This is a genomic window from Bradyrhizobium sp. ISRA442, assembly GCF_038085055.1.
Taxonomy (GTDB): Bacteria; Pseudomonadota; Alphaproteobacteria; order Rhizobiales; family Xanthobacteraceae; genus Bradyrhizobium.
The window spans coordinates 294611-307134 of sequence record NZ_JALGCN010000006.1 but is presented as its reverse complement, the minus strand read 5'-3'; the positions used below and the strand labels follow the sequence as shown (position 1 = coordinate 307134).

Below are 12524 nucleotides of genomic sequence, written 5' to 3'. Positions count from 1 at the left end.
GGTGCTCAATCTCGCTGAGTCTTCGGCTGAGACCCGATTGTTGCCACCTCAGCAACTCGGCGGCTCCACGAAAGCTCCCGCAATCAGCCGCAGCAACGGCCGATCTGAGGTGCTTCAGTTCGAGCGCTTTGCTGGCCTGAAGTGACGGTCTTGTTCGCGTGGCTTGTGCATCGTAAGTCTCAAGAGAGGAGAGCGGCTTTCCGATCTAATCTGCAGCGATGCTGCGCTTGGGCTTGCTTGGAGAGCCTAGACAGCCGCTTGCATGACTTGAGCCCAGAGCACCGGTCTAGAGATGTGTCCCGCTTTGCGAATGCGGTCCAACGCATCGGGCGAGACCTCGAGGTAGCCGACAACAGCCGTGGTGTCTCCGAGAGGGCGAGCTTTTCCCGCTCCGCAGGGGCCATCCGGCGCGGCGCGAATGAGCTCCATGCGGGCGTCGGTCACAGTGACGATTTCGGTCAATTCAATGGAAAGGCCGAACTCAATCATGGCCGCAAACAGCTCGTAAGTGGCAGCAGCAAGTCCGCCACTCGTCTTCGGCGCATCCGGAGGAACATCGAGAGCGTTTCGGCTGCTCTCCCAGATCCGATCGCTTCGTGGTGCCGGCTGCCCGTCCACCAGGATCGGGAAGGTGTCTCTCAGCATGGTTGGGCCGGCCGAAGACAAAGCCGGACGCAACCTTGAATATGTCCGGTTGCAGAGCGGTTCAGTAGATGCACCGGTCGAAGGACGCCAAACTCGTCGACTTCCATGTCGCCGCTGACCTCGACTCTCCAGTCCAGGCGCTGTTTGAAAACGCGGTAGCGCAGCCGGTGCATCTCGGCGAGATCGTGGACGAAGTCGCCGTAGTACTCCGGGGTGATGAGCTGCATCATTCTTGGCTCCCTGCTCTTGTTTCGGCAACTAAAACTAAGCAGAGAGGTCCAACAAAGCGCATCCTGTGTAGTAGCACAGGTGATTACGGCGGGCCGGCGCCTTATTTTCAAGATTTTGATTCGGTTAGTAACACGATGGCTTGACGAAGCGAGCTGACGCCGAGCTTCGCACAGGCGTTGTCCAGGTGAAATGCTGTGGTTCGCTCGGCGGCCAGAGTGCATATTTTTACTGGCTAAATCGCGGGAAAGAATTGATCTGCCTAGATCTAACGCTCGAGAATGACCGCGCAGTGCTCGACAGCATGATTGCGCGCGCTGACGTCTTCATCCAAAATCGTAAGCCTGGGAGAGTCGGTTCGCCTCCGCAGATCTTCGTAAACGTTTTCCGCGCCTAATAACCTGTGACATCTCTGGATTCGGAGATGGAGGGCACTGTCGCACGCCAAAAGCGTATGATCTCACAGTGCAAGGAGGGACTGCACTTTGAGCAATCACTGGCATTGTCCATGGCCCCGCCCGGGTTGGCCTCTCCGTGTGCGATATCGCAGCAGGTATGACGGATCTTGCAGGCGCTGCTCCAGCGTGAGCGCACGGGGAAGGAACGAGTATTCAAGTCTCGCTCTTTAATGCATCGCGCGGATTTGATGAATTTTCCGGTACTTCAGTTTGACTACGGCGGCTATCACACCGTTCGGGCAGCGGTGAGCCATCCATCTTTAGCCCCATAATGAGCATACCGCTGCGCCGACGGCAAAGACATAATCTTCTCCGCTCAAAATGACCGCGAATGGGTGAACTTCTGCGTCAAATTCGTCAAGGAACCGGAAATGATCCGCCGGGCCGGATCGCCGATAACATGGAAAGAATGAGCAATAGGAAAGCTTTGGACGAAATCGTGATTGGCCGGTTCCCCAAAATCTCGAGCGAGATGGATGATTGAGCTGGAGCCCGCCGGGCTTGCGTATGATGATTGAACCAGATCCAAGGCCTGTCAGAGCATCCACACCAGTATCTATAACGCGTGGCGAAAAGAGTTTGGGCGGTCGCCCCTGGCGGTGGACGGTTAGTCAACCAAAACCAACTACCTTCGTGTTCGGATGACCATCGTGTCACTTCAGTCAGCGCTCTGCAAACACCAATACAGCCACGATCTTCCGACCAAGACACGAATCACGAATCTGACTGACTGCCGATACGACCTCGAGTGAACAACCCCGATTAGCGGGCCGGCATACGACGATGGAGCGAAACGGGGAGAGAGCATGCCTTGGTACGAAATCACACATTGCGGGTTGGTTGCGTCGCGAACTAGGCCCACAACGCAGATTTTCGGCAGCAGCGTGGTATTGAATGCCTCTTTTCAGCGCGTCGCGACGTCTAAATTGCATACTAGCTTAACGAAGAAATGGCCAAAATCGATGGCCCAAAAGAAGGTAATGCGCATGAATGGCAGTCAACCCGCGGCGGAATTGTCCAAGGTGTTCGAGCATATCGACACGAATAAAAACAAGTTCGTCGATCGTCTGGTTGAATACCTGCGACATCCCAGTATCAGCGCGCACAACATCGGTATAGGCGAGGTAGCGCAACTCCTTGTGCAGGCTCTCAGCCGCTTGGGCTTCGAGGCGCAAACGTTTCCTACCCAAGGGCATCCGATGGTGCTCGGGCGTTGGGAACACGCGGCTGGTAAGCCAACCGTATTGCTCTACGGACACTACGATGTTCAGCCTCCAGATCCATTGGAAGCCTGGGTAACTCCGCCATTCGAACCATCTATCCGGGGCGGCCGCATTTATGCGCGCGGCGCAGGGGACAACAAGGGTCAACACTTTGCTCAGATGCTAGCCATCGAGTCGCATTTGGCTGTGCATGGATGCTTGCCCTGCAATGTCCTGTTTCTTCTAGAAGGTGAAGAGGAGAACGGAAGCCCCAATATTGCGTCTTTCGTGCGCACGCACCGTACCCTCCTCAAATCTGACTTGGTTGTAACAGCCGATGGTCCGCTGCATGAATCCGGTCAACCGATTATCACGTACGGCGTTCGTGGACTTGCGGGATTCGAATTGCGGGCACGTGCCGCCACTCGAGATTTGCATTCCGGTCTATTCGGGGGTGTGGTTCCGAACCCGATCTGGACGCTGACACACCTGTTGGCGACGATGAAGAATGCTGCCGGCGAGATTACGATCGAGGGATTTAACGATGATGTCGTCGCGCCAACCGCGCGTGAGCGCGCTGCCGCCGCCCGCTTGCCTCTCTATGTTGAGAATGTCAAGCGAGAGCTGGGTCTCAAAAGCCTCGATGCTCCAATAGATAGGCCGCTTGCGGACAGGCTGATGTTCCATCCGACGCTGACGATTAATGGCTTCCACGGGGGTTATGGCGGCCCGGGCCAGAAGACAGTCTTGCCACACGAGGCCGTGGTGAAGTGCGATGCTCGTCTCGTAGAAAAGCAGAACCCGGAGGATATTCTCGACAAAATAGAGGCTCACGTAAGAAAACATGCTCCTGAAGTCGAGTTCGTTCGAGCCGAGGCGACACTGCCGTCGAAGACACCTCTCGATTCACGATTTTCGGAGGTTGTTCAGCGAGCTGTCCGCCTTGGACAGGGCGTCGAGCCGCTCATCTATCCTGTACTTGGAGGTACTCTCCCGGAGTACGTCTTCACGAAAATTCTCGGCACGGACTCGTTCGTGGTACCTTACGCCAATGCCGACGAAGCCAATCATGCGCCGAACGAGAATATCACAATCGACTGCTTCGTGAACGGGATTCGGACTGGAGCCGCTCTCCTTGACGCTCTCGGCAACCTTGAGGCTGCCGGTCTTTCGGTTGGCTCCCTTGAGGACAGACCTGCGTAAGGCCAGAGCAAGTCCGCCGATAGTAGTCCACCTGCTGACCGTGCCCAATACACGCCGAAACAAGAAAGCCGCAAGATAACTCAAGAAGGAAGGGCCAAATGCCGACCGCGTTTCCGAAACAGGAATATGAAGAGCGCCTGAAAAAGGTGCGAAGGGAAATGACCAGTCAAGGATTGGATTTGCTAGTTGTAGCCGATCCGGCGCATTTGAACTATCTGTCTGGTTTCGATTCTTGGAGTTATCAGAACACGCAAGCGCTGCTTGTACCAAAACAAGACGTGGAGCCGGTTTGGGTCGGGCGTGGCATTGACAAAGGCGGCGCCTGCCACACAACTTGGCTTTCGCCAGACAACATCGTCGCTTATGAGGACTCTTACTCAGACTCGCATTCGCAGCATGCGATGGAAGCTGTTGCGGCAGAGATCAAGAAACGGGGGTGGAACAGCGGTACGATCGGCTATGAAGGCGATACATATTATTTCAGTCCCCGCGCTTTTTATGCACTAACGCACGGCATCCCTGAGGCGAAGTGGGCCGATGTAGGCCTGCTGATCAATGAAATTAAAACGATCAAGTCGCCTCGTGAAATCGAGTTCATGAGGAAGGCGGGTCGGATCACCGATCATGTGATGCAGGTAGCAATTGATTACATTAGGCCCGGAATACGAGAGAACGAACTGGCGGGGCGGGCTCTCTGCGCACAAGCCGAGGGCGTCGATGGGATCGGCGGCGCAATCCCCAGTGCCCCTCCCCTGATCTTGTCTGGCGCTCATGCGGGTTATCCCCACACCCCCTTTACCAATGATGTGCTCGAACGGGGCAGCTACACGGCGCTGGAATTGGCGGGTTGCTACCTGCGCTATAACGCGGCTCTTTGCCGAACCGTAAGCCTCGGAAAGCCGAGTGCTAGCCTATTGCGCGTCGGAAATATCGTCCAGGAAGGCTTGGGGGCTGCGATCTCGGTTATGAAACCGGGGGTGACGTGTCACAACGTGTGGGCGGCCTGGCAGGCCGTTCTGGAACGGAAAGGCTACCAGAAACACTCCCGCATAGGATACTCGCTCGGCCTCAATTATCCGCCGACCTGGCGAGACCATACCGCAAGTCTTCGAAAGGGGGAGGAGATCGAACTGCAGCCGGGCATGTGCTTCCATGTCATCTGCGGCATGTGGGCCGGCGACGGTACGAAGGAAGGCGACGCGAACTACGAGCTTAGCGAAACAGTTTTGATCACCTCGAAGGGGACCGAGACACTGACAAGTCTCGAACGGAAGCTCTTCGTTAAGGACTGAGAGCACAGTTAAGATTGCGGTTGGTTCCTGATTCATTTCGATCTGAGCCGGACTCCTGACCTGCCACGCCCCGGAGGTCGGGGCAAACCGTTGCGTGTCAAGGCCTGGTAGTGACCCCGATAGAGAAAAAGAATTACATCCAGATCGGACGCCTGCGATTGAGCAAGGAAACTGGCCAGCGAAGCTGCTGCGAACGCGAGGCGTGCTCTAACTCGATATCAGCGAGTTAGTTGTGTCTCGTTTTCCATGGACACGAAAGCTCTACCTAGCAAGCTGACGCTGAAGCGAGGTAACTCTATGGTTTTCCCGGGACGTTGTGCGCTGACATTGGTCTGAGCCCCGCAAACTCCTCCAAAAATGAGTAGAGTCCGTCACCTGGGAAGGGATGGACCATGAAGCCAAGTCGGTTCACAGATAAGCAGATCATTGGGGTTCTGCGGGAGCAGGAAGCCGGAGCAGCAACGGCCGATGTTTGCCGTAAACACGGGATCTCCAGCGCCACGTTCTATAAGTGGAAGGCGAGGTATAGCGGTTTGGAAGTGTCCGACGCCAAGCGGCTCAAGGCATCGGAGGACGAGAACGCCAAGCTGAAGAAGCTGTTGGCCGAGGCGATGCTCGACAACGCCATGCTCAAGGACGTTGCGTCAAAAAAATGGTGACGCCCGTCGCGAGACGAGAGGCCGTCGCTCATCTGCGGACTACGTTCGAGGTGAGCGAGCGGCGGGCGTGCAAAGTCCTTGGCGCAGATCGCGCATCGGTGCGCTATCGCGGCCAGCGAGCCGACGATGCTCTCGTACGTGCCCGTCTGCGCGAACTGGCGGCGATCCGCCGCCGGTTCGGCTACCGTCGTCTGCTGGTGCTGATGCGCCGTGAGGGGCTGATCATGAACCATAAGGAGTGCCGGCGTCTCTATCGCGAGGCACGGCTTCAAGTCCGCCGGCGTGGTGGACGCAGACGGCGCTCGGCACCAGGGCGCCGCTTTCGATCCCGCAGGGAGCCAACCAGCGCTGGAGCCTCGACTTCCTGTCGGATGCATTTGCTGACGGCCGACGCTTCCGCTTCCTGGCGGTGGTCGACGACTTCACCCGCGAATGCCTGGCGCTCGTCGCCGATACCTCGTTGCCGGGCCTGCGGGTCGTGCGTGAGCTCGATAGCATCATTGCCTGGCGCAGCCGGCCGACGATGTGCCTGTCCGACAACGGCACCGAACTGACCAGCATGGAGGTGCTGCGCTTCAGCCAGGAAAGGCAGATCGATTGGCGCTACATCGCGCCCGGCAAGCCGACCCAGAATGCCTTCATCGAGAGCTTCAACGCCCGCCTGCGCGACGAACTTCTCAATGAGACGCTGTTCACCTCGCTGGCACAGGCTCGCGCCGTGCTGGCGGCCTGGAAAGACGACTACAACAACGCCAGGCCGCACAGCGCGCTGGGCAACCTCACACCGATCGAATACGCCAACCGCAGCGATCCTGGGCCGCAACGGGGCGGGACGCTGCGCTATGCCGAGGGCTCCGCGCCCCGCCCCGTTGCTCCATCGAGCCTGATGGGCTCAAATGTCACCGGGACTCTCCCTATCGCTGGATAAAGCGAGGGGCTCAGACCAACATCAATGGATCGAGCTGATGTCACATCCTACGATTGCTTCCTTGACGCCAAAAGCTTCAAACTCGCGATCACGTGCAGAAGCTCGGCGGTTCGAGGCGTTACATTGAACGATTTCTGCCTGAGTAGCCCGATTCTTCAAAAACAGAAGAGTCGAAGGTGAGTTAGCAGGCCCAAAGATCTTCACCCGGGCACAATCTAGCGGATCCGAAGCGGGCGGTGAGGCCCGTACCGAGGGACGAATCGGATGTTGTGCGCGACCTAGCCTCAAATTGGGGGCGATCTGGAGTCGAGACGCCGGGCTGCCGCGATGTTTTTGGATAGCGTCGAAGTCAGTCGCGCCCCAACAATCCAGCAGAACTGGGTCGCATATTCAACAAACTGGCGAGATCTCGGCAAAAATTGAGGTCACCATTCAGAACGGAGCTTTATCGCGACATAAGTTGGAAAATGTAAAAATTGTGTCCTGCAAACGTGCCGAACTTCTGGCCCACTACTTACCAGTCAATGCACCCGATCAACTCGCGCCCGCAGTCATTTGCATCAGCAGGGAAGATGAGACCCGAACAAATTTACTCGCGAGGCTCTTACCCATTCTGCTCGGTAGTCGCTTGCCAGTTCTTGTGGCGATGGCGACTCAGTCATCACCGGATCGTTGACCGCCCGAAGACGTGACCCGCTCGCAAAATAGAGCGGCGCCCCATCGTAAGCGCGCCGTTTGAGCTTGGAGCTTAGAGTGCCCGCTAACGCCTTCGGGAATGCTTTCACGGAATTCTTGTCACCTGGCGCACGAGGATCCGTCTAGGCAGCCATCCCGCTTCACTCGTCGGTCGGAGACTCAATCGGAACGGCAAAGCCGGTCTTTACGCGGTCCATTATCACCATGGTCTTAAAGCCCTTAATGTCCGGGTTCTCGTAGAAGAATCGCCTGGTAAATTGCTCATAGTCTTCCATGGTACGCGAGGTAATGTAGAGGACAAAATCAGCATCGCCCGTGACGTAAAATCCATTGACGACCTCAGCCGACGATTTAATGGCCTTCTTGAACTTATCAATGATGTCTGAGCGCTCTCGCTCGAGGCTCACCAGCACGAGCATCTGAATTGGCCTTCCGACCGCCCTCGCCGAAACGATCGAGACATCGGCCTCGATGATACCTTCCGATCGGAGCCTCTTCAGCCGACGTTGGCACGCCGTAGCAGAGAGCCGGGCCATTTCGCCGATAACCTCGGAGGTTAGACGGTTGTTCTTCTGGACGATCTCGAGGATGCGTGCGTCTATTCGGTCGTATCGCATAATGGGGCTCCAACCTCCAAGTGTATTTCGTCGCAAGCGGCCTTTGCGTTGCAGGAAATCGTCCGAACGACGAGGTAATGCGACGCAAATCTTTCCTCCATATCAGTATGCTGAATGTATGGGCGATTTCAACAAATGCTCGCATGGGACCCGCAAATGGCGTTCAAAACTATCCGGCACAAAGGTCCGCAGTCGGTCGGGCTGGCTACGAGACACCTGCAAAATCTTCGCCGTCGCGATTTTCTGGCGGGGAGCGCGCTGGTGGATGGTCGCTGGTTAGCTGGCGAAGCGCGAGAGGCGGTGATCGATCCGGCTACGGGGGAGGAGATAGCCGAAGTTGGTCGTTGCGCTGCCGAGGATATAAATCTGGCCATTGCGGCGGCTGAGCGCTCGTTCGCTGCTTGGCGAGAATTATTGCCGTCAAGGCGCGGCGCCATCCTCAGAGATTGGGCTTCATTGATGCTCGACCATTCCGAGGATCTTGCCATCTTGGTGACGAGCGAGCAGGGCAAGCCGCTCGCGGAGGCGCGTCACGAAATTGCGTACGGCGCTGGGTTTCTCGAGTGGTTTGCCGCAGAGGGGGAGCGTGCATACGGCGAGACGATTCCGAGCCACAAGCCTGCAAGCCTGGTTCATGTTCGAATGCAGCCAATCGGCATCGCTGCGGCAATCACACCGTGGAATTTCCCTGTCGCCATGATTACTCGAAAGGCTGGGGCGGCTCTTGCGGCTGGTTGTCCGATGGTTGTGAAGCCTGCTCCCGAGACCCCGTTGTCCGCTCTCGCTGTTGCCAGGTTAGCTGAACAGGCTGGTATCCCGCCAGGTGTGTTCCAGGTGCTCGTTGGCAATCCGATCGAGCTTTCTGCGCCTCTGTTGCGTGATCCGAGAATACGGGCTCTTTCGTTCACGGGGTCTACGCAGGTGGGCCGTCTGCTTTTGGAGGGCGCGGCCGAGACAGTCAAGAAGGTGTCACTGGAGCTCGGGGGGCATGCCCCCTTTATCGTCTTTGATGACGTCGACCTCGATAGAGCTGTCAAAGGGGCGATGGCCGCAAAATTCGCCACGTCAGGTCAGGACTGTTTGGCGGCTAACCGCATCTACGTGCAGAGGGGCGTTTATAGTGCTTTCGTTGAGGCGTTTGCCGACGCAATAGCTCAACTCAACGTCGGACATGGACTCGAACCTGCAACAAATATCGGTCCTATGACGAAGTTGTCTGTTGCCCACAAATGTAGAGATCAAATCGATGACGCGAAGAAAAAGGGAGCGCGAGTTTTCTCCGCGAAACAAGACGAAAGGTTAGCTCCGAACTTTGTTCTTCCAACGCTGCTTAGTGATGTCACTGAAAACATGCTCATTGCGCATGAGGAGACGTTTGGCCCAGTAGCTGCTGTGTTGCCGTTCGATTCCGAAGAAGAAGTCATTGCTCGGGCTAATGCCAGCGAAATGGGGTTGGCCGCGTACATCTACACCGACGGTCTACGTCGAGCGCTCCGGGTCTCTGAGCAGATTGAGTACGGAATGGTCGGTGTCAATACAGCTTCATTCACGGGGCCTCCTATTCCGTTCGGTGGTTGGAAGCAATCCGGGCTTGGTCGCGAAGGTTCGCGACACGGTATCGAAGAGTATATGGAAATGAAGTACGTCTGCTTCGGCGATCTGGCAGCTTAGGAGAATTCGGTATGACTGACATTAAGAGCATAGCTGACCTCGATCGCTCAAGTGTTCTGCATCCCTTCACTCAACTCAAAGAATTCGCCAGTGGCAAGATTGACCCCACGATTGTCACCGGAGGTAAAGGCATCCGAATCGAAGACGCGGAGGGGCGTAGCTACATCGACGGCTTCGCTGGTCTCTACTGTGTCAATATTGGCTACGGCCGGACCGAAGTGGCCGAAGCAATCGCGCGACAGGCTTACAAGTTGGCATACTATCATACATATGCCGCCCACACGACGGATGAGGTCGCTATCCTCTCCGATCGTCTCGTCAAGATGGCGCCAGGGAAAATGAGCAAGGTCTTCTATGGCATGTCCGGATCCGATGCCAATGAGACACAAGCAAAGCTCGTCTGGTACTTTAACAACCTTCGAGGCAAGCCAAACAAAAAGAAGATCATCTCGCGCGAACGTGGCTATCACGGATGCAGCGTTCTTTCCGGCTCTATGACGGGCATGAGCTTCTACCATGACTACATGGATCTTCCGCTGCCGCAGATTGCTCATACCGGTGTTCCTCACTATTATTGGGGCGCGAAGTCGGGCGAGACTGAACGCGAATTTTCCGCCCGTCGCGCGAGTGAGCTCGACCAGCTGGTCGAGCGGCTCGGCCCGGACAACGTGGGGGCCTTCATCGCTGAGCCGGTGCTAGGCACAGGAGGTATCACGCCGCCTCCGGAAGGTTATTGGGAATCAATCCAGGCCGTGCTTAAAAAGCACGACATTCTGTTGATCGCCGACGAAGTAATCACTGGCTTCGGTCGGACGGGTTCAATGTTCGGTTCGCAGCACTATGGAATCGAGCCCGACTTGGTTACGGTCGCCAAGGGCCTGACTTCTGGTTATTTTCCACTTTCCGCTACGATCATCGGGGAGAAAGTGTATCAGGTATTGGAAGATGGTGCTGAGAGGGTCGGCGCATTTTCACACGGGTATACCTATTCGGGACATCCGATTGGCGCGGCGACGGCGAACGCCGTTCTCGACATCGTTGAGAAAGAGAACCTTCCTGGCAATGCCCGCGAGGTCGGCGCATATTTCCAGGCCCGGCTCAAGGAGAAGTTCGCACAGTTACCGATCGTTGGTGAAGTGCGTGGAGTTGGGCTGATGGGCGCGATCGAGTTCGTCGCCGACCGCTCTAATAAGAGCGTGTTCGATCCATTGCTTAAAATAGGTGCCCGCGTTTCGAAAGCAGCCCGAGATCGCGGACTGATCGCCCGAGCGATGCCGCATGGCGACATTCTGGGCTTCGCTCCGCCGCTTGTCACTACCAAGGCGGAAATAGATGAGATCGTTTCGATCACCGAGAGTGCCGTTCGCTCCGTGATGGACGAACTCGCCCGGGCTGGTGAGAGGGTCTAAAGTGATCTTGGCGGGAGAGCTGTTCGGCCATTCATTTCCGGAAGCTCGGCGGCTCTGCCAAATCTCCCGGCTATCGGCTTTCGTTGCGAATGCTGCCTTGACTTGGCTGGCGTGGGTTTGGTCGCGGGACAGCCGCGTCAGTCTGTAAGAAAGATGAGATAGATACCTATGTTGGTGGAAGTTGCACTGAGGCTCCCGGGCAGCGATCGGGTGTCCAAACAAACTGAGACAATATTCGCAAAAGTTAGATACGGTGCCGGGAAGGGCATCTCCGTTGTCGGAAATGAGAGGAGCGAACCAATTGCCATGCTCAAGCGTGGCCCCTCCGAAAACTCCCCTCGGAACCTACGAGCGGCATCAGCATGAAAAAGGCGCTTGAAGGCATTACCGTCGTTGCTGTCGAACAGGCGGTCGCGGCGCCTTACGCGTCATCCCGCCTTGCGGATGCGGGCGCGCGTGTCATCAAGATCGAACGTCCAGAAGGGGATTTTGCACGAAATTACGACAAACTCGTTCAGGGCCAGAGTGCGTATTTCGTTTGGCTAAACCGCGGAAAAGAATCGATCTGTCTAGACCTTACGATCGATAAAGACCGTGCGGTGCTCGATGCGATGATAGCTCAGGCGGATGTCTTCATCCAAAATATAAAACCCGGTAGCATCCAAAAGCTTGGCTTCGCTTCCGCAGATCTTCGTAAGCGCTTCCCTCGCCTGATAACCTGTGACATCTCCGGATTCGGCGATGGCGGCGCGCTGTCGCATTTGAAAGCGTATGATCTGATAGTGCAAGCGGAGACTGGACTGTGCTCAATCACGGGGACGATACACGGCCCGGCTCGGGTCGGGGTTTCCGTGTGCGATATTGCAGCTGGCATGACAGCTCTAAATGCCATCCTGCAGGCGCTGGTCCTTCGTGAGCGCACTTGGGAAGGAGCGAGTATTCAGGTGTCGCTTTTTGATGCCATCGCGGACTGGATGAATGTTCCGGTGCTTCAGTTCGACTACAGTGGCTACCACACCGCGCGCGCAGGCGTGAACCATCCATCTCTAGCGCCATATGGCGCATATCCTTGTGCAGACGGAAAAGAAATTGTCTTCTCCGTTCAAAACGACCGCGAATGGGTGAACTTCTGTACCAAATTTCTCAAACAACCGGAACTAATCCGCCGGACTGGATTCGCCGATAACATGCAGCGGATCAATAATAGGGCTGCTTTGGACGAAATCGTACTTGATCGCTTCGCGCAAATCTCAAGCGAGGAAGCAATGAGCGAGCTGGAGGCGGCCGGACTCGCGTATGGACGGCTTAACCAGATAGACGACCTATCCAAGCACCCACATCTACGACGGGTACCGGTGTCCACCGCGGCGGGCGACATTCACCTGATCGCGCCAGGTTCAATTTTTGATGGAGAGAAAGCTCCGGCCTTGGGGCCTGTTCCAGATTGCGGAGCTAACTCAGAGACATTGCGCAGAGAGTTTTGCGGATGCTCGCAGGATCGGACGGGCGCTTAGTC

General features: G+C 56.5%; 6 protein-coding genes and 4 pseudogenes. 7 read left to right on the top strand and 3 right to left on the bottom strand.

Annotated elements, in window-relative coordinates:
• Nucleotide 1: 1 nt before the first annotated feature.
• Nucleotides 2–118 (bottom strand): annotated as a pseudogene (locus MTR72_RS15940) (helix-turn-helix domain-containing protein); the annotation flags it as partial.
• Between the two features lie 128 nt (nucleotides 119–246).
• Nucleotides 247–818, bottom strand: a pseudogene (locus MTR72_RS15935) (acyl-homoserine-lactone synthase).
• A gap of 266 nt (nucleotides 819–1084) precedes the next feature.
• On the opposite strand from MTR72_RS15935, the pseudogene MTR72_RS40440 reads away from it, so the two are divergent.
• The 4 genes and pseudogenes from MTR72_RS40440 to MTR72_RS15905 form a co-directional block, all read left to right on the top strand.
• Nucleotides 1085–1881: pseudogene (locus MTR72_RS40440) on the top strand (CoA transferase); the annotation flags it as partial.
• 412 nt (nucleotides 1882–2293) lie between these two features.
• On the top strand, nucleotides 2294–3736 hold the full coding sequence (locus tag MTR72_RS15915; RefSeq protein ID WP_341510564.1) for a M20/M25/M40 family metallo-hydrolase: 1443 nt from the start codon (nucleotides 2294–2296) through the stop codon (nucleotides 3734–3736).
• Nucleotides 3737–3834: 98 nt separating this feature from the next.
• On the top strand, nucleotides 3835–5028 hold the full coding sequence (locus tag MTR72_RS15910; RefSeq protein WP_341510563.1) for a M24 family metallopeptidase: 1194 nt from the start codon (nucleotides 3835–3837) through the stop codon (nucleotides 5026–5028).
• A 392-nt stretch (nucleotides 5029–5420) separates the two neighbouring features.
• Nucleotides 5421–6615: pseudogene (locus MTR72_RS15905) on the top strand (IS3 family transposase).
• An 836-nt stretch (nucleotides 6616–7451) separates the two neighbouring features.
• Here MTR72_RS15905 and MTR72_RS15900 read toward each other — a convergent pair.
• Nucleotides 7452–7928, bottom strand: coding sequence for an Lrp/AsnC family transcriptional regulator (locus MTR72_RS15900; protein WP_341510562.1), 477 nt, complete (start codon nucleotides 7926–7928; stop codon nucleotides 7452–7454).
• 156 nt (nucleotides 7929–8084) lie between these two features.
• Between MTR72_RS15900 and MTR72_RS15895 the strand changes: the two genes are divergently transcribed.
• The 3 genes from MTR72_RS15895 (at nucleotide 8085) to MTR72_RS15885 (ending at nucleotide 12522) form a co-directional block, all read left to right on the top strand.
• Nucleotides 8085–9599 (top strand): NAD-dependent succinate-semialdehyde dehydrogenase, encoded by a 1515-nt coding sequence (locus MTR72_RS15895; RefSeq protein ID WP_341510561.1) that lies wholly within the window; start codon nucleotides 8085–8087, stop codon nucleotides 9597–9599.
• A gap of 11 nt (nucleotides 9600–9610) precedes the next feature.
• Entirely contained in the window at nucleotides 9611–11008 is a 1398-nt protein-coding gene (locus MTR72_RS15890; RefSeq protein WP_341510560.1) for an aspartate aminotransferase family protein, read from the top strand.
• 362 nt (nucleotides 11009–11370) lie between these two features.
• Nucleotides 11371–12522: a CaiB/BaiF CoA transferase family protein gene (locus tag MTR72_RS15885; RefSeq protein WP_341510559.1), complete on the top strand. Its 1152-nt coding sequence runs from the start codon at nucleotides 11371–11373 to the stop codon at nucleotides 12520–12522.
• The last annotated feature ends 2 nt before the right edge of the window (nucleotides 12523–12524 follow it).